Below are 22,339 nucleotides of genomic sequence, written 5' to 3'. Positions count from 1 at the left end.
TTGACCTGGGCCCGCCGCGATTCCGAGGCCTTCTTCTTCTCCTCGTACTTGAACTTGCCGTAGTCCATGATCTTGCAGACCGGTGGACTGGCCATGGGGCTGATCTCGACGAGATCCAGGCCCTCGCTCCGGGCCTTATCCAGCGCCGCCTCAAGGGGCATGACGCCAAGCTGCCCGCCATCCGAGCCCACGACTCGGACCTCGCGAGCGCGGATACGGCGGTTGGTTCTCTGGTCGCGGCTACCGCCGCGGCTGCTTCTCTGTTCGCGAATGATGTGAAGCTCCTTCGAGATGGGTTTCAGACCTGTCCCCTCCAAAGGTGGGACAGGCCGCTCCGGTACGACAGGGGGGCCCGGTGAGGATGTGAGGCAGCCCGCCTTTCTTACGTCCCGAGCCTGACACGAGGCCTCCGTGAGCGGGAATGCCTCCAGGTGCCCGCTTGCCCGGTAGCAGGGGGAGCCTACGACGGACTCTCCCTGACCGGGGACTGTAACACCAGAGATAACGCCCGGCCCGTGCTCCCGCCGGGGGTGTCGGATAGTCACTCCATTCAGTGCGGCAAGGGCGGGGGCTCCCGCGTGGGCTGGCGGGGGAGCCCTACCGTGAAGGTCGAGCCGACCTGGGGGCCGGCCCTGGCCATACTTGAGGGCATTGGTCAGCAGGCTGATGACCACCTGCTCCAGCCGCAGTCGGTTCCACCGTCCCACCACGGGGTGAGCCAGTCCGTGCAGGACCAGGGCGCTGCCGGCCAGGACGAACTCCTCGTGGAAGCGCGTCGCCACCTCCCGCCCCACCTCCGCCAGATCCACGTTCTCGAGCTGGAAGGACAGGCGCCCCTCCGTGAGGCGGGAGATGTCCAGCAACTCATCCACGAGCTGCCCCAGTCGCTCCACCTGCCGCGCGATCACCTGCGTCTTGGCCGTCAGCTCCTCCGAGGAGAGCGATCGGGCCCCGCTTCTCGCGCCGCGCAGCAGGCACTTGCGAGGAGCGGGCGGGTGGAGCGCATGGCTCCTCCCAGGTCCGGGCCACCCACGCGCGGCACCCGATGTGCGCCCATGTGCCTTGGGATGGGACGGAGAGCCTGCTGGCCTTCAGGGTTTTCCCGGTGATACCGTCCTGTCGGGTATGGCGCAGAACGACACGGTCGTCACGGTCATCTCGAAGATCTCGGAGCGACCGCTCAACCTGGACGCGGCACTGGTGGTGATCTACGGCCTGGAGCTGGGCCGCAAGCACGACCTGGGCAAGGCGGAGATCCTGATTGGCCGCTCGTCGAAGGCGGACATCCAGGTGGACCAGGAGGCCATCAGCCGCAACCACGCGTGCATCACGAACACGACGCGAGGGGTGTTCATCAAGGACCTCGAGTCGACGAACGGCACGTTCGTGAACGACCAGCCGGTGCGGGGCGAGAAGGCGCTGAGCAACGGGGACCTGGTGAAGATCGGCAGGACGATCTTCAAGTTCATCGCCGGGGGGAACATCGAGGCGGCGTACCACGATGAGATCTACCGGCTGACGACGATGGACGGGCTGACGCAGATCTACAACCGGCGCTACTTCGAGGAGGCGCTGGAGCGGGAGGTCTCGAGGTCTCGGAGGTACGAGCGGAGCCTGGCGCTGGTGATGTTCGACGTGGACCACTTCAAGCTGGTGAACGACCGGTACGGGCACCTGGCGGGGGACTACGTGCTGAAGCAGCTGGCGTCGACGGTGCGCACGAAGATCCGGCGGGAGGACGTGTTCGCGAGGTACGGGGGAGAGGAGTTCGGGCTGCTGCTGCCGGAGGTGGACCTGGCGGGGGCGGTGAAGCTGTCGGACAAGGCGAGGAAGCTGGTGGAGAAGCAGCGCTTCGAGTTCGACAAGAACGTGATTCCGGTGACGATCTCCCTGGGAGTGGCCGTGCTGAAGGCGGAGCACCGGGATCTGTCGGACCTGAAGCGAGCGGCGGACGGCAAGCTGTACGAGGCGAAGGCGGGGGGCCGCAACCGCGTCTGCGGGTGAGGGGGCAGGGGAGTGCGGAAGGCGGGGGCCAGATGATGCCATCGTTCATCGCTCTGGAGAGCCCCCCACGGAGAGCAACGGAAATCTGGGGGAGTGGAGTGGATGGAGTGCCTCGTCAAGGAGGGAAGATTCATCACCAGGGATGAGTGCTTTGGCGGATGACAAGAGGCGCGTTCGGAAGCTGGCTCCCATCGTTTTTGCTTTGATGATGTTCTCGCTGTTCTCCATGCTCAATGGGGCGAGCGGCTGAGCCCCTCCAAACGTGCGCGCCTCCGCGGCGGTGGGCCGGGAGGCGCGCGTGGGTCAGACGGTGATCAGCCCGCTCAGTACGGATAGAGCTCCGCCGCCGCCTGCGCGTCGCAGGACGTGGTGGCAGCCGCACACTGGGTGGGGTCCGTGTACATGATCGAGTTGCAGTTCGAGTGATGGTTGAAGCCGATGCTGTGCCCGACTTCGTGGATGGCGACGGTCTTCGCGTAGTGCGCGCCCGAGTAGTAATAGTTGTTCAGCCGGATGGTGCTTCCGGTCAGGCAGGAGCCCGACCAGGAGTTCGTGGCGTACCCGTACCAGGCGCTGCCGTAGTTGCCCTCGTAAACCATGACGTCGGAGGCGCCGCTGGAACGCCACTGGAGATACAAGCTGTTGTTGACGCTCGTGTACATCCACGCGTTCATGGCGTCGCCGACCGGCCAATTCGCGCCCGTGTAGTCCGTGAAGGTGACGTTCGTGGGCTTCCGGCACCACTTGTAGCCGAAGCGTGCGAGCCCGCACCAGCTCTGGGCGGTCACGCCGCTGTCGGGGCCCGCCTTGAACAGGGGCTCCTCGCGCGTGTCGGGGCCCATGTACTGGACGGCCTTCGCGCGGGCCTCGACCCGGTCGAGCAGCGCGGTGACCGGCGCGCCTACGTGCGTGCCGAGCCCGGTGGCCTGACGCGTCGAGCCCGCGCCCTGGATGACGCCGTCCTTCACCAGGACTCGCCCCAACGGTCCACCGGTCAAGGAGTAGACACCCGTCGTGGTGCGCGTGGCGAGGGGCGCGGTGCCCCCTTGCGGCGTGAGGAAGAGGACCGCCTGCTCGCCCACCTTCGGCAGCGGGTTGTCCTGGGGCGTGAGCGTGCATCCGTCGGAGAGCAGGCCGCCGGGGAACACGACGTCCACGGTGGCGCCCTGCGCCATCACACCGCCCGCGGCGCTCTTGAGCTCCGGCGAGGAGCGCGCGAGGTCGTCGATCCTCACGGTCGCGATGGTGACCGGAAGGTCGTCGTAGATGCCGCTCGCCTCTCCGGAGGGCTGCCCCTCCAGCTTGGACTGCGCCCAGGTGCGGATGATGTCGAAGCGCGTGGCCTCCACCCGGCCGCCGACAATCAAAGCCGAGTGGTCGGTCAACTCCTCGATCGAACCATCGTGGCGGACCCAGTCGACCTCGAGCGTGTGCGCCGTTCCTTCGGCGTGCGCGTGGGCGGGCAGCGGCTTCCCGGGCACCCACGCCGTCACTTGAGCGTCCGTCGAAGCGGGCTCCTTCGATTCATCGGCCCCGGTGTTGGTGCATCCCACCACGCCCATCAGCGCGAAGGGCACGACCCAGGAACGCGTATATTTCTTCATCACGATTTTCTCCGCGGGGGGACGCTGGCGTCCTGCGCCAGCGTCGATTGGGACATCGACACTTCTCCGTAAAGACGGAGAAACGTGGCGCGCGTCCCACGCGGAGCCGAAAAAAAGTGCCGGGCCAGCCACGGCGGAAAAAGGTGCTCGCGGCGCAGCCCCGCGGCCCCGTCAGTCCGTCATGAGCTGGCGCAGGCTGACGTCGAGCTGGCTGTGCACGAGGCGCAGCATGCTGTCCAACTCGTCGGGTGTCAGCCCCAGCCGCGCCGTCAGCTCCTCGCGGGTAAGCGTCAGCAGCCGCTCACGGGCGCGGGCAATCCAGCGCGCCACGGTGGAGCGGGGCGCCTGGTACGTGGCGCTCACCGCGTCCATGGACTGGCCGTGCACGTGGTGCAGCCGCAGCAGGTTGCGCTCCCGGGCCTCCAACCGGCCCAGCGCGGCACGGAAGGCCACGCGGAAGTCCTCCTGGTGCCGCTCGCGGATGAAGGCCAGCTCGGGGTCCGCGCCCAGCCGTTCCGCCAGCGCCACCGGGGCCGCTTCCATGGGCAGCTCGCGTGGCGCGGCACGCTGCCAGTCGATGTGGAGCCGCAGCGCCACCGCCCGCACCCACGGCCCCAGCGGACCGCGCCCGGAATAGGAGGCCAGCTTGGGCGGGGCCCCGTCCACGGGGACCAGCAGCCGCTGGCGCAACAGCTGCCGGAGCTCGTCCACGAGGGCGGGCTGCTCGCGCGGCAGCCACGTCCCCACCTGGGACAGCACGTGCGCGTCGAGTGCGTCGAGCGCCCGCGCCTCCCCCCGCACGCAGGCGAAGGCGAGGAAGAAATCCGCCGCGCGCAGGTTCGCGAGCACCTCGCGGGCCTCGCTCGTGGAGGGCAGCCGCTCCGCCACGTGCGCCAGGAAGGCCCCCGCGTCCATGTCCACCTCCGGCCACGCCTCGCGCGCCTGCCGTACCAGCCCCGCGAGCGCTTCCTCCAGGCCGGGAAGCGCCCGCAGCGCCGGGACGAGCGCGTGCGGCGCCCGCGACAGGAAGGACTCGGTGTGCTCGGACGTCACGGACCACCTCCACCGTCGTGGGCGGACAGCCAGGACTGTACCTCGCGCGCGCGGGGCGCGTAGGCAGGCGCGCTCCGTGCGTAGGCCGCCTGGGCCTCCCGCGCCAGGGAGAGCGCCCGGGGCCGCTCCCCGTGCGACCGCCAGAGGACGCGCGCGAGCGCGAAGCGTGCCCGGGCCAGCTCGGGCGGGGCCAGCTCCACCCGCGTGGAGAGCGCCACCGCCCGCTCCAGCGGCTCGCGGGCCTCGTGCGGCTGGCCGCCCTCCACCAGCGCTTCGCCCAGCAGCCCGAGTGTCTGCGCCACCCGGGGGTGCTCCGCCCCGAGCGCCTTCTCGCGCACCTCCAGCGCCCGCCGCAGGTAGGCGAGCGCCGGGCGCACCCTGCGCAGGCGCAGCTCCACGTGCCCCAGGTTGTACAGCGCGCTGGCCACCTTCGGGTGTCCGGGGCCGAGCGTGGCCTCCCACAGCTCGCGTGCCGCCTCGTAGTGGGCGCGCGCGTCGTGCAGGCGGCCCGCGTCCAGCGCCACCGAGCCCAGGTTGTTGCGCGACAGGGCCACGTCCGGGTGTCGGGGTCCGAGCCGCGCCTCCTGGAGCGCGAGCGCCTCGCGGTAGGCCGCCTCCGCCTGAGGAAGCTGTCCCAGGTCCACCCGTGCATTGCCCAGGCTCAGCAGCACGTTGGCCACCCGCAGCTGCTCGCCGTCCCCTCCCTTGCGCAGGCTGGCCAGGGCGCGCTCGTAGTGGGGCAGCGCCTCCGTTAGCTGGCCCTGTCGCGAGAGCGCGTCGCCCAGGTTCACCCGGATCACGCTGGTGCTCGAGTGCTCCGCCCCGAGGTGGCGCTCGGCCAGCGCGAGCGCCTCACCGTAGCGTGCCACGGCCTCGGCCACCTTCCCCTGGAGCCGCAGCGCGGTGGCCACGTTGCTGAGGTGCGCCGCGCGCAGCTGGTGCTCCTGTCCGTACACCGCCTCCACCAGCGCCAGGGCGCGCGCATAGTGCTGTTCCGCCTCCGCGTAGCGCCCCATCGCGTTGAGGGCCATGCCCATGCCGGTCAAGACGTCGGCGAGCGCCACGTCCCGTGGCCCGCGCGCCCGCTCCAGCAGGGCCAGGGCCTCGCTGGCGTCCGTGAGTGCGCGCGCGTACTCGCCCTGCCGGTAGCCGAGGCTGCCGCGGACACGGTGCAGTTCCGCGGCCACCTCCAGGGAGGCTTCGGGCCCCAGTCGTTCCAGAGCCGCCTCCGCCATGCGCGCGGTGCGCTGGGCCTCCTTCACCAGGCCCATGCCCTGGACTTCCGTATAGAGGAGGCGGTTCCACGCCCGCGCGGCCGTCTCGTCGTCGTGCCCGGCCTCCGCCACGCGCACCGCCTCCTCCAGCGCCTCGCGCGCCGCGACGAAGCTCCCGGCGGTGCCCCGCAGCTCGCCCAGCAGGAGCAGGGCCCCCGCCAGCGTGGGCCGGTGCCCCAGCCGCCGCAATGCCGCCACCACTTCTTCCAGCCGGGGCCGCGCGCGCTCATGGAAGCCGGCCACGCCCTGCGCACGCAGCCCGTCCAGCTCCCGGCGCAGCGCCGCCAGCTCCCGCCGGGCCTCCGGGGCTTCCGGCAGCGGGTCCACGCGGGCGAGCGCGTCCCGGTCCGCGCACGCGGCCAGGGAGGGGAGCTGCCGCGCGGCTTCGGGCGCCCGAGGGAGCGCCTCCCGCTCGCCCCCCTCCAGCAGCTCCACCAGGACGTGCAACGCCTGGCGCCGGCCATCCAGGCACGCGGCGCGCAGGTCCATCAGCCGCTCGGACTGCGCCTGCCGCACGCGTGTGTCCTCGCAGGACTGCCGCTCCTGGGCCACCAGCGCCTGGGCATAGGCGTCCAGTGCCCGCGCGGTGGACTCGAAGGCGTCCCCGGAAGCCGGCGGCCCGCCCTGACGGAAACGCTGCTCCAGCCGGGCCCGGCGCGCCGCGTCCCAGGTGCCCTCCAGCCGGGCCTCGAAGCCGGTGCACACCCGCGCGGTGTTCTCCCGTGCCAGGCCGAAGCCCGCGGCGGCGATGGCCGCCACGCCCGTGGCCAGCGCCGCCGCCCAGTGCCAGCGGCGCACGCGCGAGCCGGATTCGAGCCGGGCGAGAAGCGCGTCCAGGGAAGGGTGGCGCGAGGCCGGCTCGGCGGCCAGGCCGCGCAGCACGGCGTCGCGCACGGCGCCGGGCACGCGCGAGCCGCGGGGCGGCGGCGTCACCCGTCCCTCGCGCAGGGCCCGGACGCGCTCCTCCGCCGTGTCACCCGCGAAGGGCCGCTGGCCGAAGAGGGCCTCGTACAGCGCGACGCAGAAGCTGAACTGGTCGCTGCGCGCGTCCGCGCGAAGGCCCCGCCACTGCTCCGGGGACATGTACGCGGGCGTGCCCAGCTGGACGCCGGTGAGGGTGTCACCTCCCGGCGACGGGGCCTCCCGGGCGGGGTCCTCCCGGGCCCACGGCTCCGGTGGGGCCAGGGGCGAGGGCTCCGCGCGCGCGAGGCCGAAGTCGGTGACGCGCACCTGGCCGTCGTCCCCCAGCAGCACGTTGTCCGGTTTGAAGTCGCGGTGCACCAGCCCCACCGCATGCGCGGCGGCCAGCCCGTGGCCCGCCTGGAGGAAGCGCGAGAGCACCTCGCGCCACGGCCTCGGCGCCTCCGCCAGCCAGTGGCGCAGCGTCCGCCCCCGCACCAGCTCCATGGCGAGGAAGACGGTGTCGTCGTCCTGGCCCACGTCATGCACGATGACGACGTTCGGGTGGGACAACCGGGCCAGCGCCTGGGCCTCGCGCACCAGCCGCCCGCGCGCCTCCGCGTCCGCCACTGCCCCGGGCTTGAGCAGCTTGAGCGCCACCTCCCGGTCCAGGTCCGGGTCATACGCGGCGAAGACGACCCCCATGCCCCCCTCGCCCACGCGGCGCAGCAGCACGTAGCGCCCCACGCGCGCCCCGGGCCCCGGCGTACCGCCCGGCCCGAGCGGCGCCAGGGGGTTCAGGCCCTCCGCGGGCAGGGACTCCTCACCCCTGAGTCCTGCCACCACCGCGCAGCAGGTCGCGCACCCATCCAGGTGGGCCTCCAGCCGGGCCATGGCCTCCGTGGACAGGCGCCCCTGCTCCCACTCCAGCAACTCGTTCTCGTCGGGACACGGAGTCATGAGCGTTACCGGAAGGCAGTATAAGCCGGTAAACGCGCTTCACCGGAAGACTCGGTGAGTCCAATCGCGGTGTCCGCTCCTTCTTCCGCTCCGCCCTCGCCGCTGCCTCAGGCGGCGGGCTCGCCTCTTCCAGCCACCGTCCACTCGCCGCGGACAGGATGACCCCCGTCTGGTAGCCAGAGGGCGGGGCACGCTGTGGAGGAGGTTCTGTCGAACGAGACGACAGCGCCTACCGGCGCCAGTCAGGGTGATCCGGAGGTCATTTCGTCAAGAGTGGCGCTCTCATTGCCCAATTTAATATTATCAAGGTAAAGAACGCGCTTGCTGACATCTGATGTTTGGAGGCTGAGGCATCCCCTCATATAGAAAAGCAGGCCAGGACGGGGTTGGCTGGCTGCTTGGTTCGAGCAGTAGGGTCATGGACGTTACTGGAGAAGTGGGTACTCCAGCAATCAACGAGCAGCAGGTCCATGAATTCCTTTCCGGCCCTTTCGCGGAAGACCTTCACGCCAAGCGGGTGCTTTCGCTCTGCCTGGCCACTCTAGGCGTCATCCATGCCGCCAGTCTCTCGGTTTACGCCATTGGGCAGGCCCTCGCGGTGGCGCGGGGCAAGAAGGGCAAGCACGGGGTGAACCTTGCCCATGATGCGTGAAATCGAGTTGTATCCGCTCATTGAGCGCTTCGCCCAACTCGTCTGCGAGCAACCCGTCTTCCGCGAAGCTTTCGGCCTCATTTAGATATGAGGGGATGCCTCAGCCCCGGGAGGTGTTTGAGCCTGCCCCGATTTCGTGGCTCTCCCGCAGTTTGTGTGAATCCTGGGCGCAGACCGATAGCCGCAAGAGCGAGGCTCGCCTGCTCGCTGCCGCAGAACCACACGAAGTGCGGGCGAGCCACGTAACCGGGGCAAGCCTAAACCCCAGGTGCTCCAGTATCGCGTGCACCCCTTGGCTTGGGGGAGCAGGTCTCCTTCTTCGAGCGGTAGCCACAGAGGGCCACTTCAATTGCGTGCGTGACGAGAGAACCAGACGGTCGTGCCAAGTCCGATGAGGCTCATGACGACGCCGAGTCCTCCCCAGAAGAGCAGATCCCAGCCACCGTTCTGAACCTCGTGGAACCAGAACGAGTCAGTCGCCTTCAGTTGGGCAGCCTCCTGCTCACCGAGTTCCACAACGACAAGATCCCCTGCATCCTGATAGTCGACGAAACCGCTCTCGTCACAAGTTGTGAAGTACACCTCCGGCTCTTGATCTTGATCAACATTGAGGACCATCAGGTGCGGAGGCTCGCAGATGAGGTCGGTGCTCCCGGCGACCGTTGCCACCACGGCCCCGTCGCCGCGCCGCACGAAATCGAAGGCCACCACCTGCGCCAGTTCACGACGCTTCACCCAGAAGGCGGCTTTCCCCCATTCCACTGTGTCTGGATCACGCCGCGAACTCGCAATCAGGCCCATCGCGAGCGCTAGCGCTCCGGCCAAGATCCCCCCCAAAAAGAACGTGATTGCCCACCGCCGGATCATTTGAGTTCGTCAGAGAGTTTCTTCAGCAGGGCCTTCACGAGAGTATCGAGCTGATTTGCCGCACTACCAGTCGCCACATGCTTCGCGTGCGTGGTGTCGAACTCGACCATGGTCTTGTCCAGAATGTCCTGCTTGCTCCATCCGTTGCCCAGGTTGCCCCAGAAGCCTCGGTGCTCAGCCGCCTTCTTGGCGAACCAAGGCCTAGCAAACGCCAGCGACCGGTCGGTGATGAAGGCTTGTAGCTCGGAGGCTTTCTTACCCGCGGCCTGCTCGAAGAATGTCTGGTAGCGGGCCCCCTTCTTGCTTTTGTCGACGCTCACGAGATACATGTCTCGCAGGATGCTTGAGACCTTTTTCTCCTCGCCAGTCGGGCTCTCCGATGCGGGGACCGAACTCCAAACATCCGTGGCGATGTATCCGTGGATGTCTGCAAGCAGCGCTTCATCGTCAGCACTGTCGCGAGCAGCCTGAACCAGCGTCTTCTTCTCATTCTTGACATAGTGCGCCACTAGGAACTCAGCATAGGCTTGACCGAGGTCACCCGACCAGGTGCCGAAGTCGCGCGAGTTGCCGCCGCTGGCGGCCTTGAGCGTCTTGTACTTGAGCTTGGCCTCGTCGTCGTCGTGATTACGCTTCTTGAGATGAGCTGCGGGATAGGCCGATGGAAAGCCATTCAGACGCGTGTCGAGCCCAGCGATCACATGAGAAATGTCCACGGTTCCCATGGCCGTGGCGAGCCGCTTGTTCTTCTTCCCGGCAGCCAGCTCTGCTTTGCTAGGAGACAGGTCACCCATGTCGAACTTGAGAGCGAGCGGGTTGGGCTTGGTCTCGATGTCTACGAGCACCCCGCCGCTCTCGACCCCCATCCCCGCGCTGAGCACTTCCCAGTTCCCGTCAGAAAACCAGACCTGCCGGATTTCGGTCGCGATCGTGCCGGGCCCGTCAGTCGGGTACTGCCGTTCGACCTCTTCGACGAACAGGATGAAGTCCTCGATTGTATCGATCTTGATCCTGTCCTTGCTGCTCTTGAATGAAACCGTGTAGGTCGTCTCGTTGACCGTGTACTTACCGATGCCATTGACCACGCCAGCTGCCAGGGAGATCCACCCACCTTCATCTTGTGACGGCTTGTAGTTCACCCCCCCTGGTTTTTTTCTGGGTCTCGGCCCGCTTGAGGAGCACCAGGGCCTCTCGCAGCGACAGTTCGACGGGGCGTACGTAGCGGACCAACTCTTGCGAGATATACCCCGTGAGGGCTTTGCCATTGACGGTGACTTGGACATGCAGCCATCCCCCGCTCGCGCCCGTCACGGTCACCTCGGTGTCCCTCGTCGGGTCAGCGTCGGTTTTTGCGGACTTCGAGGGTTTCCTTCTTAGCCCCGCGCTCGAGGGAATGATCTTGCCGATCCATGGGTACTTCTTCCGCCCGGATGCCGCAGAGCGGCTCGCCTGATGACTGCTCGCATTGCCACGCGTCACCTGCTGTGTCGCCAAGCTGCTACCCCGCATGGCGCACAACAAGCAGTTGCTTGAAAAGCCATGAACGCACTGGGTCGGGGTCGCGCATTGAAGGCATCTGGCCAGCGGGAATTTGTGCTGGCAGTACATTTTTTGGATGGCGGTCTCTGAACGAGCCATATGCCCTCCTAATGCGATGCAACCGGCCAGCCTGCAGCGCACTCTCTTGTGAGTCAAGACCCCCCTCGACGTATAACGTACTACCGCTAAGCTCCCACGAAACTCCACCAAGCCCGCTCTGGGAGTGCCAAGCGGCAGGTTCGATTCCCGCCGCCTCTACTCATTCAAGCGATGGGGATCATCAAGGGGTGGAGCGCCCGCCAATCTCCGGGAAGCTATAGCGGCGCGTCCTTGAGCCGAATCCACCCGCCCGTCGCGGTACAACGTGAGCGCGACAGTAGGTCCGCGTCGTGTGGAGGGTCTGGGCGCCCGATGACCCGTGCGGTAGCAGCGGACCAATAGTTCAGCCACCCCAGCGATGGGGAATCTCTGGAGAGCACAAGCGCTCTGGGGAACTTGAGCACTGGCAGCCCCGTGGCGGAACCCCTCCAGGGCAGCGCCGCCGCTCTCTGGAGGTTGGCGATCCTCAGCGCCTCGGGGCAATGACGCGCTCAGCCCGTGAAGACGGAGCGGCGTTCCTTGAGCAGCGCCTGGAGCATTCCCTGGATGGACTCGCGGGTGCGTTCGGTGAGCCGTTGCACCTGGGACATGTCCTCGGCGGCCTCCGGCGGCAGCTCGCCCATGCTGATGGGGTCACCGAAGCGGATGGTCCACCGTGCCGGCAGCGGCGGCGGCGTCAGCGGCAGGTAGGAAATGCCCAGGAAGCTGGCTGGAATCTTCCCGAACAGCGGTGCCGTCTCCTCCGCTCCGACAATGGCCACCGGAATGATGGGCGCGCCCGTGCGCAGCGCCAGCTTCACGAAGCCGCCCCGGCCGAAGCGCTTGAGCTGGTAGCGCTGCGCGAACGGTTTGCTCAACCCCTGGATGCCCTCAGGGAAGACGATGACCGGGCGCAATTCGTCCAGCAGCCGCAGCGCGTTCTCCGGGCAGGCCCGCACCGCGCCCAGCCGGTTCATCAGCGTGCCCAGCATCGGCGCGTGGAAGACCTGGTCCTCCGCCAGCCAACGGGCCTCCTGAAGATCCGGCCGCTCCCGCGAGAGCGCCTGCTGGAGCACCGGCCCATCGAAGGGCAGTGCCCCCGAGTGGTTCGCTACCAGCAGCACCGGCCCCGCCGGCACGTGGCTCGCCCCCTGCACCGATACCCGCCAGTAGCGCTCGTACAGGAAGTCCACCACCGGCTGCATCACTCCGCCGAGCGCCGCGTCCTTGCCGTACTCGTCGATGGCCGTGCCGCCGCCCACCCCAATGCCCGTGAGCGCCGCGTTCAACAGCCCCTGCGCCGAGCCCACCGTCTTGCCGAACCGCTCGCTCGCCAGCGCCTGGAACGCCATGTCCTTCGCCAGCGACAGCAGCCCCGAGAACCGGTCCCCGAGCCGGCGCGGCTCGGCCCCGGGTGAGTCCGAGGTGAAGAAGACCTCCCGGTGGCTGCTCGCGGGCAGGGCAGGGGCCAGGGCGGCCTCCACCTCCACCTCGATGCGGGCCTCCTGCAGCTCCTCGGCCTCACTGCTCGGGGCGTGCTCGTCCTGGCTCGCGTCCAGCACCTCCACCACCACCGTCTCCGTCACCCGGGCCGTCGCCTCGTCCTCGAACCCGGGCACGTCGACCGGCCCGGTGGGCAGTGCCTCGCCGAGCGTCTCCTCCAACTCGTGGAGCGCATCCGCCGCCGCGAGGGTCTCCGCCGCCTCCTCCAGCAACTCCTCTTCCTCCGCGGACAGCTTCGGCTCTTCCGGCGTCTCGGGCCGGACCGGCTCCCGAACCTCGGTGGGCTCGGTGGGGGCTCCCACCGCCACGGCCGTGGCGAGGATCGCCTCGTACGACACGCGCACCTCCGCCTCGGGCGCGGCGGGCTTTTGCTGGGGGGCCGGCGTCTTCTTGGTCTCGACCCGGGGGGCCGCCGCCTTCTTCGCACGCGCACCCGCCGCTGGCTTCGGAGCGGGGTGCTTCGGCGCCGTCTTCTCGGCGGCGGCCTTGGTGGCGGGCTTCCGCCTGGGCGCGGCGGCCTTCTTCGCTGTCCTGGTCGGCGCGGCCTTCTTCGCGGCCTTGGCCGGCGTGGCCTTCTTTGGCTCCGGGGCGGGCGCCGTTTCCGCTGCCTTGGGGTCCGCGGGACGCTGCGCGGCGCCTCGCTGGAAGGGATCGTTTCCGAGCACACCCTTGGTGGCCATGATCAACTCCTCCGCATCGCCGCCACGGCGTCCCGGGCGTGGAACATGGGAATGAAGCCGAGCTCTTCTTCCGCGCGCTCGCCGTTCGCGACCCATCCGTAATGCATGTAGTCGAGCAGTGCCGTGGGGAATCCCGGCCCCCCCAGCGACGTCACCGTCTTCAGGGCCGCACGGTAGAGCGGTCCGGGCAGGGGGAGCGGCTGCGCGCCCGCCTGCCGGATGAGCCCCGACAGCGGCAGCACTCCCCGGCCCACGATGTTGAACTCGCCCTCCGCGTTGGCGCTGAGGGCCTGGTACAGCGCTCGGGCGGCGTCCTCCTCGTGGAGGGCCTGCCAGAGCGGATCGAACCCGAACAGCGTGGGCACCACCCGGTACGACAGCATCCGCGTGGCCGGGTTGTTCATGTTCGGTCCGAACATGGGCGCGAAGCGCAGCACGATGACCCGCGTCTCCGGATGCCGCTCGCGGAAGGCGCGCACCTGCTTCTCCACCTCGACCTTGTCGGTGACGAAGCGGCTGCCGGGGCAGCCCGCCAGCGGCGTCTCCTCGCCCAGCAGGGCGGGGTGCTGGCCTCGCGCCCCATACAGGGCTGTCAGCGAGGGGACGATCAGCCGCGGCACCCGCGCCCGCCCCACCGCGCTCAGCACGCTCATCGTGCCGATGACCTCCAGCTCGTGCGCCAGCGAGCCGTCTCGCACCGGCCCGTGCAGGAAGGCCAGGTGGTAGAAGATGTCCACGGGCAGCTCGGCGAGCGCGTCGGACAGCTCGCTCTCGGCGTCGTGCCGCGTGAGGTCCACGCGATGGAAGTCCACCTTGTCTCCGGCGGGCTTGGCCACGTCCAGGACCAGGATGCTCTCCACGTCGGGGTCACGCTCCAACAGTGGCAGCAGCAGCCGGCCCAGATCCCCGGCCGCGCCAGTCACCGCGACGCGCAGACCCCCCTTGCTCGCCTGTGTCGCTTCCATGAGGGAGTGCGCGTGATAGCTCAGATACCGTACGCTTGTCAGCCGCGATGCGTCAGGATTCCTGGCCAACTTCCCGGGTCCTGCGCATGATGTGACCTCCCATGGCACGTATCGCCCTGCTCAGTGACGCCCTCATCAACAAGATCGCCGCCGGCGAGGTGGTCGAGCGCCCCGCCTCCGTCGTGAAGGAGCTGGTGGAGAACTCCATCGACGCCGGCTCCCACACCGTGCGCGTGGCCCTGGAGAAGGGGGGCCTGGGGCGCATCACCATCTCGGATGACGGGCACGGCATGGGCCGCGAGGACGCCCGCCTGTGTCTGGCGCGCCACGCCACCAGCAAGCTGCGCCAGTTGGACGATCTGTTCACCATCAACACCAAGGGCTTCCGGGGCGAGGCGCTGCCGGCCATCGCCTCGGTGTCGCGCTTCACGATGCACACGGCCGAGCCCAACGCCGAGGTGGGCACGCGGGTGGTGGTGGAGGGCGGGAGCGAGCCGGTGCTGGAGGAGGCCCCGCCCCGGGTGGGCACGGTGATTACCGTGGAGGACCTCTTCTACAACACCCCGGCGCGGCGCAAGTTCATGCGCCGGGAGTCCACCGAGCTCCAGCACGCGGAGGAGGCCGTCATCCGGCTCGCGCTGGCGCACCCGGACGTGGCCTTCTTCGTGGAGCACGGGGGCCAGCAGCTCTTCACCAGCCCGGCGAGCCCCGGAGACCCGCGCGAGCGCATCGCCGCCGCGCTGGGGCCGGGGGTGCACCCGCACCTGGTGCCGGTGGAGGAGCGCCGGCTGGGGGTGACGGTCACCGGCCACATCGCCTCGCCCGAGTACACGCTGCCCAACGCGCGTGGCATCTACACCTTCGTCAACCGCCGCTACATCCGGGACCGGGGCCTCAACAGCGCCATCCAGCGCGCCTTCCAGGAATTCCTCGCCGCGGGCCGGCAGCCGGTGGTGGTGCTGTTCATCGACATGGACCCGAGGGCGGTGGACGTGAACGTGCACCCGCAGAAGCTGGAGGTGCGCTTCTCGGACGCCAAGGGGGTGGGGGACGCGGTGAACGCCGCCCTCGTCCGCGCGCTCCGGGCCGCGCCCTGGCTGGGGGGCAAGGACGGCCCCGCCTTCGAGCAGCCGCGTCAGGCCGCCCACTACGCCATGGCGGTGGAGCGCTTCCTCACCCGCGCGCAGGAGGCCACGTGGGGCGCGCCGCTGCCGCTCCCGGGCACCCAGGACGCCCCCGGGCCCGGCGCCCCGACGTCCCTGCCTTTCCCCCCCGCGTCCGGGCCCTCCGCGCCCGGCTCCGCCTTCTCCCCCACGCAGCCCCCGCCGCCGGGGCGCTCGCTGGGCTTCGGTCAGGCCCTGCCGCAGCTCAACGAGGCCCCACCGCCGGGCTACTTCGGCGCGCTGCGCCCCATGGGCGTGCTGGGCGAGCGCTTCCAGGTGTGCGAGGGGCCCGGCGGCACGCTGGTGGTGTTGGACGCGCACGCGGCCCTGGAGCGGGCGCGGCTGATGACCTTCCAGCGGGCGCTGGAGCAGGAGAAGCCGCCGGTGCCCACGCTCTTCGGCGCCACGGTGGAGCTGTCGGTGTCGGTGGCCAAGGCCCTGGTGGAGGGACGCGAGGCGCTCGCCCGGCTGGGCCTGGAGGTGGAGCCCTTCGGCGGCACGACGCTGGCCCTCAAGGCGGTACCGCCTCCGCTGGTGGGGGCGGATGCCCGGGCCCTCTTGGAGGCGCTCGCCCGGGCCCTGCCACCGCCCGGCTCGGCGCTGGACGCGGTGTCCCTGGCCGAGGCCCTCCGCGTGCTGGCCTGCCACGCCGCGCGCCATGCCGAGGGCCAGCTCAGCGACGGCAAGCTCCGGGCGCTGCTCGGCGAGCTGGACGCGGCCGACTTCCACCCCTCCTGCATCCACGGCACCGTGGTGGTGCTCGAGATGCCGCTGCTGGAGCTGGAGCGGCGCGCGCTGCGGCCTCCCGGCCCTAAAATTTGACCCTCCAAGCGTCGCTGCTACGGTTCGCCTCCACCCTGTAGCACGGGGGCGGACCGACGCGAGGAGCAGCGAATGCGCGGCATGATCACCCTGTGGGATGTGCTGGCCAACCTGGGACTCGTCCGGCGGGAGTTCGGTGCGGGGTGCGTGGTGCGCTGCGTCCTCGCCACGCTGCTCCGTCGCCGGACCACGTTCCTCGAAATCGCGCTGCGCCTGAAGGACTCCTGACCGATGCGCCGTCTCGTCTCGCTCGCCTTGCTCCTCGCCGCTGGAAGCGCCTCCGCCCAGGAGGAGCTCGCGTCGCTCAATGGGGTGGGGCGCATCTCCGTCCAGGGCGGCTGGCGGCTGTCCTCCAACGCCACCTTCTACGACAGCTTCTACGCACTGCCGGCCTTCCAGGGCGCGCAGCGCGCCCCCGCCTCGATTGGCGGTCCCTTCCTGGCCGGCTCCTTCGCCTACGGGGTGACGGACCTCATCGAGCTGGGGATCGATCTCTTCGCCACGGGCGAGCAGCTCCGGCTGACGGGGGCACCCACGCTCACCAACATCACCTACGGCGCACTCGTAGGCGTGCGCTTCCAGACGCTGCTGGATGTGCTGACCCCCGAGGGCGTGGTGCCCTTCGTGGGCCTCCAGACGGGCCCCACGCTGGCCCTCTCGCGGGCCGAGGGCGTCCAGCAGAAGGAAGTCTTCACCCAGGCCTGGGCGGGCACCGTGGGGGCCACCTTCCGCTTCTCGCCGCGTTGGGGACTCACCGCCGAATACCGCTTGGCCTTCGTGCGGGGCCAGAGCGCCTTCAACACCAGACCGGAGTTCGAGCAGCTCGCCTCGTACAACGCGGGCGGCAACTGGTTCGCGTTGGGGGTGACGTACATGCTGCCGCCGGACCCCTCCCGGCCGTTTGGCGGACTCCACTAGCTGGGGAAGGGACGCTCGTCTGGCCCCCTGCCTTCGAAGGATGTACCGGAAATTCTTCGGAGCATGGGGCCTGTTCCTGGGGCCGACACACGACGGGTGTGACGAGTCCAAGAACCCGCACGATGGGAGCCCCTACCGATGCGCGAAGAGGCCGAAATCCTTTCCGGGCCCAACAGGAAGATGTCCATGGCTGCTGCTGAGACGAAGCCGGAGCAAGGCAACAACTCCAAGGAACTGAGCGAGATCCGTAAGGAGGTCATCGAGGCCCGCAACCTCGTGATCAAGACGGACAGCCTGCTGAAGAACCTCCACGCCGAAGTGAAGGCCATCGGCAAGCGTCACGAGGATCTCCAGAAGCGGCAGTTCATCTCCTCGGGCGTGGCGTATGCCATCTTCGCGGCGCTGTGCGTGGCCGGTGCGGTGATGGTGAGCTCGGCGAAGACCTCCACGGCCGGCGCCGAGCGCGAGCGGCTGGAGAAGACGGTGGCCGAGCTGACGTCTCAGCTCGACAAGCAGCGTGGCGAGGCGACGGCATCGCAGAACGCCCAGCGCGCGGCGGCCGACGTCTTCCGGCTGATGACGACGCTGCCGGGTGACGAGCGGCTCAAGGGCGTGGACGAGCTGGTGAAGCTGGACACCTCCAAGCTGACGGCCCTGGAGCGCCAGGCGCTCACCGACAAGGCGGTGCAGCTGCGCCGGGAGATCGGCGACGCGGCCTTCGAGCGCGGCAAGGCCGCCTTCCGCCGCAACGACATGAAGTCGACCATCTCGGAGATCTCGCGCTTCGTGGCGATGAACCCGCCGGCCGAGCAGCTCCTGGACGCCTCGTTCTTCCTGGGCGTGGCCTACAACATGGAGAAGAAGCACGACCAGGCGGTGCCGCTGCTGGTGCGCTTCGTCGAGAGCGACAAGAAGGCCAAGAACCGCGACTACGCGATGCTGCTCCTGGCGCAGTCGTACCAGGAGACCAACCAGTACGATAAGGCCGTGCAGACGGTGAACGACGGCGTCACCCAGCATCCGGCCAGCGAGTTCATCCCGCAGTTCCGCGGTCGCCTCGCGACGGTGCGGCGGCTGATGCAGGGTGGGGACGCGACGGCCCAGGCGGCGGCTCCGGCTCCGGCGGCTCAGCCCGCGGCGGCTCCGGCCCCGGCGGCTCCGGCCCCGGCGCAGCCCGCCACGGCGGCGCCCGCGCCTCACTAGTCCCACTCCTCCCTCTCCCTCCGGGGGAGGGTCGAGCCAGAAGGGCCTGGGCCATCCGTGCCCGGGCCCTTCGTCGTTTTGTGGGCTGGACGGTGCCTGGACGTTGCCATGGGGGGCTCACGGTCGTAAGACGGGCCCCGTGTCCGAGCCCGATCCCCGGAAAGATCCCCGCTACCGCCCCTTCCGAGCCGCCGCCTACGGGCTCTACATCGCCGTGGTGGTGGCCTTCTGCCTGGCCATCACCATCAGCGTGACGCGCTCGGTGGCGGCGATGACGCCCGAGAAGAAGCCCCTGTCGGAGCCGGTGCTGTCCTACCGGGAGTGCCTCGACGCGGCGGACGAGCTGTGGTCACGGCTCGAGTCCGAGCGGGAGCGACTGGTGCGCACCACGCCGGCCAGCAAGGTGGACCGGCAGTGGATGGACTTCCGCACCACGTGGTTCCAGCGGCTGCGCGAGCGCGAGGCGCAGTGCGCGCTGGGCTCGAGGGACCGGGTGGACCTCAAGGAGGTGTACCTCCAATTGGAGAAGGTGGCGGACCTCTACACCATCCACGCGGTGCAGTACGCGGGCGAGGTGGGCAGCGTGGTGGACGCGCTGCACGGGGCCTTCTCCACGGCCCGCAAGAACGAGGCGGCGGGCCGGTTCTGAGCAGCGCCAGGCCCCTTCTTGGCTACTTCCTGCCCCCGAGCCGGGTGTGCAGCGTGTCCGTCAGCAAGTACCAGAACTGAACATTGCCGAAGCTGAGGATGTCCCCATCGTTCAGCGTGGCCTCGCGCGTGCCGAGCGAGTGCGCGTTGAGGAAGGTGCCGTTGGTGGAGCCGAGGTCGCGCACGGAGCAGCGGCGCTCGGACTGGAGCCAGCGCAGCACGGCGTGGCGCTTGGACACGGAGGCGTCGTCGAGCACCAGCTCGCAGTCGGGCAGCCGGCCCACGGCGAGCTCCTCCACGCGCGCCAGCGGAGGGAGGGTGGTGATGAGCAGGTCCTCGAACTCGAAGAGGAGCGAGGCCATGCCGCGCTCGATGGCCTCGGGCGAGGCCACGCGGGTGGGGGCGAGCACCTCCGTGGAACGGCCGGGGGGACGCTGGATGAGGACGAAGGGGCCGAGCTGACGGCGGAAGGCCTCACGGGGCAGGGACGCGCCGAGGGCGCGGATTTCCTGGATGGACAGCACGGCGCGGCAGCATGCCAGAAGTCCAGCGCGCCGGGCGTGCGGAGGCCGTGCCGTCGCTTGTGCGAAGAGCGGGTTTCGTTGACCGGGCAATCAAACGTCTCCTACAGTTTCCCTTTCGGCCCGGCCGCCGCCATCGTGAGGTGGAGGCAGTGGGCCCCAGCGTTCACCTTTTGCCGTGGGAAGGAGCAGTGTCGATGAGCGGGAGCGGGAACATTCCGATGACCCCCTCGGGTCTGCGGAAGCTGAAGGCGGAGCTGAAGCACCTTCAGACCGTCGAGCGCGGGAAGATCTCCAGGGAGATCGAAGTGGCGCGCGCCCACGGGGACCTGCGCGAGAACGCCGAGTATCACGCGGCCAAGGAGAAGCAGTCCCACATCGAGGGTCGCATCCTGGACCTCAACGACTGGATTGCCCGGGCCGAGGTGATCGACACGAGCAAGCTGGGTGGGGACAAGGTCGTGTTCGGCGCCACCGTGAACCTGACGGACGTGGAGACGGACAAGCCGGTCAGCTACCGCATCGTGGGCGAGCTGGAGGCGGATCTGAAGAAGCGGTGGATCGCGGTGACCTCGCCGGTGGCGCGCGCGCTGATCGGCAAGAAGGTGGGGGACATCGCCACCGTGCAGAGCCCGGGCGGCGTGCGCGAGTTCGAGGTCCAGGAGATCCGCTTCGAGGATCCCCAGGACGAGGCGCAGCCGGAGAGCTGAGTCCCACTGCGAGAGCAGCCGAGCGGGGGGGCGGGCATCAGCTCGCTCCCCCGTGTCGTTCTGGTGGCGATATGGGCAAGGGGCCTTAGGATGAAGCGTTTGGATCCGTCCGTGAACCACCCGCTCGCCAGCCTCGTTGGACCTCTGAAATATGCCTGCCGGAGTGACTTCGCCCATCTGTCGACGGTGAAGGACCTTCGGAGTGTGTTGGAGCGCGCGCTGGCGGGGGCGACGGGGGTGGACGCGGAGGCGCTGAAGCACCTGCGCTCGGCGCTGCCACACGTGGATGATCCGACGTTGGATCGCCGCAAGGCGGCCCTGCGCAGGGTGCTGGCGGGCCTGAAGCTGAGCGGAGTCCCCCTCCCGGCGGAGCTGGCCCAGGTGGTCACGAACACCCCCACCGCGGCCCCGGGGCTGGCTCGCCCCAGCGCACCCGACCGGGTCCCCACGTGGAAGTCCGAGGCTCCCCTCCCGCCGCCGCCGGGAACGAAGACGGCGGCCATGCCCCAGGCACCGGCCATGCCCCAGGCACTGGCCGTGCCCAAGGCCCCCGCTCCCCGTGCGAAGCCCGAGCCCGAGGCCAGGCCGGGGAAGCGCAAGAAGCGGGTGGCGAAGGGCCAGGAGGAGTCGAGGGCGGAGGCGAAGCTGCTGTCGATCGCACCGCGCTCGGGGCCGCTGGCCATTCCGCTGAAGACGATGGGCAAGAAGCTGGGCCCGAGACTGCTGGCGGCGCTGAACAAGAAGGGCCTGAGGCGGGTGGGGGACATCCTGTTCCTGCTGCCGCGCTGCTACGAGGACCGGCGCAAGCTCCAGACGATCGCCGAGCTCATGCCCGGGGAGCGGGGCGTGACGGTGGGCGAAGTGAAGATGGCGGACTTCGTGCCGGGCCGGACGGGCAAGCGCCAATTCCGGGCGGTGGTGGCGGATCGCTCGGGGAGCATCGCGGCGACGTACTTCAACGCGGGCCCGTGGCTGAAGCAGCGCTTCCCGGTGGGCAAGCGGCTGGTGCTGTCCGGCGAGGTGCGCGCGTCGCTGTCGGGGCGCGAGATGGCGCACCCGGAGATCGAACCGGCGGAGGACCTCGAGGGCTCCTCCATCCACTTCAACCGGATCGTCCCGGTGTACCCGGGCTTCGAGCGGGGAGACCAGCGGATGTTCCGGGAGCTGGCCTCGGTGGTGAGCGAGTCCTACGCGAGCCACCTGGAGGAGCCGCTGCCGGAGAGCCTGCGCGGGAAGCTGGGGCTGATGACGCTGCCGGAGGCGCTGCGGGCCATCCACTTCCCAGCGGGGGACGCGGATCCGGAGATGCTGGACAAGCACTTGAGCCCGGCGCACCGGAGGTTGGCGTTCGACGAGCTGTTCTTCCTCCAGCTCGGCATGGGGCTGAAGCGCCAGGGGGTGAAGGCGGAGAAGGGCATCACCTTCGACGTGTCGGCGCCACGGCTGGACAAGGCGCGCGGGGCGCTGCCCTTCGAACTCACGGGCGCGCAGAAGAAGGTGATTGGCGAGGTGGCCCAGGACATGGGCCGCCCCGAGCCGATGAACCGGCTGGTGCAGGGCGACGTGGGCTCGGGGAAGACGGCGGTGGCGGTGGTGGCGTCGCTGGTGGCGTTGCAGGACGGCTACCAGGTGGCGGTGATGGCGCCCACGGAGCTCCTCGCCGAGCAGCACGAGCGCACGTTCCGCAAGCTGCTGGAGCCCCTGGGCTACAAGGTGGGGCTGCTGAGTGCGGCGGGGACGGCGAAGCGCAAGCGCGAGGTGCGCGAGGCGGTGGCGCGCGGGGAGATCCACCTCGCGGTGGGCACGCACGCGCTCATCCAGGAGGGCGTGGCCTTCGAGAAGCTGGGCTTCGTGGTGATCGACGAGCAGCACCGCTTCGGCGTGCTCCAGCGGCAAACGCTGATGAGCAAGGGCGTGTTCCCGGACGTGCTGGTGATGACGGCGACGCCCATTCCGCGCACGCTGGCGATGACGCTGTACGGGGACCTGGACGTGTCCGTCATCGACGAGCTGCCGCCGGGCCGCACGCCGGTGAAGACGCGCGTCTTCAACGACAAGCAGCGGGCGCGCGTGTACGAGTCGGTGGCGTCCGAGGTGCAGAAGGGCCACCAGGCCTACGTGGTGTACCCGCTGGTGGAGGAGTCGGAGAAGCTGGACCTGGAGGACGCCACGCGCGGGGCGGACAAGCTGCGGCAGGTGTTCCCGGGCGTGGAGGTGGGCCTGCTCCACGGGCGGATGAAGCCCGAGGAGAAGGACCTGGTGATGGATGCCTTCC

19 protein-coding genes are annotated in these 22,339 nt (G+C 69.4%); 9 read left to right on the top strand and 10 right to left on the bottom strand.

The annotated features are described in order from the left end of the window. Positions 1 to 275, bottom strand: a 275-nt coding sequence (gene infC, locus VF794_RS23645; protein ID WP_331114084.1) for a translation initiation factor IF-3, incomplete at its 3' end; no start/stop codon positions are given. A gap of 850 nt (positions 276 to 1,125) precedes the next feature. Here infC and VF794_RS23640 point away from each other — a divergent pair. Continuing rightward, on the top strand, positions 1,126 to 2,004 hold the full coding sequence (locus VF794_RS23640; protein ID WP_331114080.1) for a GGDEF domain-containing protein: 879 nt from the start codon (positions 1,126 to 1,128) through the stop codon (positions 2,002 to 2,004). A 323-nt stretch (positions 2,005 to 2,327) separates the two neighbouring features. Here VF794_RS23640 and VF794_RS23635 read toward each other — a convergent pair whose 3' ends face one another. The 3 genes from VF794_RS23635 to VF794_RS23625 form a co-directional block, all read right to left on the bottom strand. Then, entirely contained in the window at positions 2,328 to 3,608 is a 1,281-nt protein-coding gene (locus VF794_RS23635) for a matrixin family metalloprotease (RefSeq protein ID WP_331114082.1), read from the bottom strand. Positions 3,609 to 3,779: 171 nt separating this feature from the next. After that, positions 3,780 to 4,661: a sigma factor-like helix-turn-helix DNA-binding protein gene (locus VF794_RS23630; RefSeq protein WP_331114078.1), complete on the bottom strand. Its 882-nt coding sequence runs from the start codon at positions 4,659 to 4,661 to the stop codon at positions 3,780 to 3,782. After that, entirely contained in the window at positions 4,658 to 7,795 is a 3,138-nt protein-coding gene (locus VF794_RS23625; protein ID WP_331114076.1) for a serine/threonine-protein kinase, read from the bottom strand. Before VF794_RS23625 ends, VF794_RS23630 begins: the two co-directional genes overlap by 4 nt. A 418-nt stretch (positions 7,796 to 8,213) precedes the next feature. Here VF794_RS23625 and VF794_RS23620 point away from each other — a divergent pair, with 418 nt between their 5' ends. Beyond that, the gene (locus tag VF794_RS23620) at positions 8,214 to 8,447 is read left to right on the top strand and encodes a hypothetical protein (protein ID WP_331114074.1); all 234 of its coding nucleotides are present in this window, start codon (positions 8,214 to 8,216) and stop codon (positions 8,445 to 8,447) included. Positions 8,448 to 8,792: 345 nt separating this feature from the next. Here the strand turns inward: VF794_RS23620 and VF794_RS23615 are convergent, their stop codons facing one another. From VF794_RS23615 to VF794_RS23595, 5 genes are all read right to left on the bottom strand, one after another. Beyond that, positions 8,793 to 9,248: a hypothetical protein gene (locus VF794_RS23615; protein ID WP_331114073.1), complete on the bottom strand. Its 456-nt coding sequence runs from the start codon at positions 9,246 to 9,248 to the stop codon at positions 8,793 to 8,795. A gap of 62 nt (positions 9,249 to 9,310) precedes the next feature. Then, positions 9,311 to 10,453, bottom strand: coding sequence for a hypothetical protein (locus VF794_RS23610; RefSeq protein ID WP_331114071.1), 1,143 nt, complete (start codon positions 10,451 to 10,453; stop codon positions 9,311 to 9,313). Between the two features lie 714 nt (positions 10,454 to 11,167). Next, positions 11,168 to 11,332, bottom strand: a complete 165-nt coding sequence (locus VF794_RS23605; RefSeq protein ID WP_331114069.1) for a DUF5953 family protein — start codon at positions 11,330 to 11,332, stop codon at positions 11,168 to 11,170. Positions 11,333 to 11,443: 111 nt separating this feature from the next. Continuing rightward, positions 11,444 to 13,114 (bottom strand): lysophospholipid acyltransferase family protein, encoded by a 1,671-nt coding sequence (locus tag VF794_RS23600; RefSeq protein WP_331114067.1) that lies wholly within the window; start codon positions 13,112 to 13,114, stop codon positions 11,444 to 11,446. 2 nt (positions 13,115 to 13,116) lie between these two features. Next, positions 13,117 to 14,079 (bottom strand): NAD-dependent epimerase/dehydratase family protein, encoded by a 963-nt coding sequence (locus VF794_RS23595; protein WP_331114065.1) that lies wholly within the window; start codon positions 14,077 to 14,079, stop codon positions 13,117 to 13,119. 101 nt (positions 14,080 to 14,180) lie between these two features. On the opposite strand from VF794_RS23595, the gene mutL reads away from it, so the two are divergent. From mutL to VF794_RS23570, 5 genes are all read left to right on the top strand, one after another. After that, positions 14,181 to 16,064 (top strand): DNA mismatch repair endonuclease MutL, encoded by a 1,884-nt coding sequence (gene mutL, locus VF794_RS23590; RefSeq protein ID WP_331114063.1) that lies wholly within the window; start codon positions 14,181 to 14,183, stop codon positions 16,062 to 16,064. Between the two features lie 72 nt (positions 16,065 to 16,136). Next, positions 16,137 to 16,292, top strand: coding sequence for a hypothetical protein (locus VF794_RS23585; RefSeq protein WP_331114061.1), 156 nt, complete (start codon positions 16,137 to 16,139; stop codon positions 16,290 to 16,292). 3 nt (positions 16,293 to 16,295) lie between these two features. Continuing rightward, on the top strand, positions 16,296 to 16,982 hold the full coding sequence (locus VF794_RS23580) for a hypothetical protein (protein ID WP_331114060.1): 687 nt from the start codon (positions 16,296 to 16,298) through the stop codon (positions 16,980 to 16,982). Positions 16,983 to 17,168: 186 nt separating this feature from the next. Then, positions 17,169 to 18,185: a tetratricopeptide repeat protein gene (locus tag VF794_RS23575; RefSeq protein ID WP_331114058.1), complete on the top strand. Its 1,017-nt coding sequence runs from the start codon at positions 17,169 to 17,171 to the stop codon at positions 18,183 to 18,185. Positions 18,186 to 18,324: 139 nt separating this feature from the next. Next, positions 18,325 to 18,834, top strand: a complete 510-nt coding sequence (locus VF794_RS23570; protein ID WP_331114056.1) for a hypothetical protein — start codon at positions 18,325 to 18,327, stop codon at positions 18,832 to 18,834. Between the two features lie 22 nt (positions 18,835 to 18,856). Here VF794_RS23570 and VF794_RS23565 read toward each other — a convergent pair whose 3' ends face one another. Then, a complete protein-coding gene (locus tag VF794_RS23565; RefSeq protein WP_331114054.1) occupies positions 18,857 to 19,357 on the bottom strand; it encodes an FHA domain-containing protein in 501 nt (166 codons plus the stop codon). 194 nt (positions 19,358 to 19,551) lie between these two features. On the opposite strand from VF794_RS23565, the gene greA reads away from it, so the two are divergent. Together greA and VF794_RS23555 are read left to right on the top strand one after the other, a co-directional pair. Beyond that, positions 19,552 to 20,064 carry a transcription elongation factor GreA gene (gene greA / locus VF794_RS23560; RefSeq protein WP_331114051.1) on the top strand — a complete coding sequence of 171 codons (513 nt, stop codon included), beginning with the start codon at positions 19,552 to 19,554 and terminating at the stop codon, positions 20,062 to 20,064. Positions 20,065 to 20,154: 90 nt separating this feature from the next. Continuing rightward, positions 20,155 to 22,339 (top strand): ATP-dependent DNA helicase RecG (locus VF794_RS23555; RefSeq protein WP_331114049.1); only part of this gene is annotated, 2,185 nt, incomplete at its 3' end.

Origin of the sequence: Archangium sp. (assembly GCF_036389735.1) — a bacterium.
Lineage (GTDB): Bacteria > Myxococcota > Myxococcia > Myxococcales > Myxococcaceae > Archangium.
The sequence above is the reverse complement of the archived record's forward strand: the minus strand, read 5'-3'. Positions and strand labels throughout refer to the sequence as shown.

What these genes read in the sequence shown, in the direction of transcription:
- mutL (WP_331114063.1), top strand. Translation starts at nt 14,181, where the DNA reads ATGGCACGTATCGCCCTGCTCAGTGACGCCCTCATCAACAAGATCGCC.
- VF794_RS23635 (WP_331114082.1), bottom strand. Translation starts at nt 3,608, where the DNA reads ATGAAGAAATATACGCGTTCCTGGGTCGTGCCCTTCGCGCTGATGGGC.
- VF794_RS23580 (WP_331114060.1), top strand. Translation starts at nt 16,296, where the DNA reads ATGCGCCGTCTCGTCTCGCTCGCCTTGCTCCTCGCCGCTGGAAGCGCC.
- VF794_RS23615 (WP_331114073.1), bottom strand. Translation starts at nt 9,248, where the DNA reads ATGGGCCTGATTGCGAGTTCGCGGCGTGATCCAGACACAGTGGAATGG.
- VF794_RS23600 (WP_331114067.1), bottom strand. Translation starts at nt 13,114, where the DNA reads ATGGCCACCAAGGGTGTGCTCGGAAACGATCCCTTCCAGCGAGGCGCC.
- VF794_RS23625 (WP_331114076.1), bottom strand. Translation starts at nt 7,795, where the DNA reads ATGACTCCGTGTCCCGACGAGAACGAGTTGCTGGAGTGGGAGCAGGGG.
- VF794_RS23640 (WP_331114080.1), top strand. Translation starts at nt 1,126, where the DNA reads ATGGCGCAGAACGACACGGTCGTCACGGTCATCTCGAAGATCTCGGAG.
- VF794_RS23575 (WP_331114058.1), top strand. Translation starts at nt 17,169, where the DNA reads ATGGCTGCTGCTGAGACGAAGCCGGAGCAAGGCAACAACTCCAAGGAA.
- VF794_RS23585 (WP_331114061.1), top strand. Translation starts at nt 16,137, where the DNA reads ATGCGCGGCATGATCACCCTGTGGGATGTGCTGGCCAACCTGGGACTC.
- VF794_RS23595 (WP_331114065.1), bottom strand. Translation starts at nt 14,079, where the DNA reads ATGGAAGCGACACAGGCGAGCAAGGGGGGTCTGCGCGTCGCGGTGACT.
- VF794_RS23620 (WP_331114074.1), top strand. Translation starts at nt 8,214, where the DNA reads ATGGACGTTACTGGAGAAGTGGGTACTCCAGCAATCAACGAGCAGCAG.
- greA (WP_331114051.1), top strand. Translation starts at nt 19,552, where the DNA reads ATGAGCGGGAGCGGGAACATTCCGATGACCCCCTCGGGTCTGCGGAAG.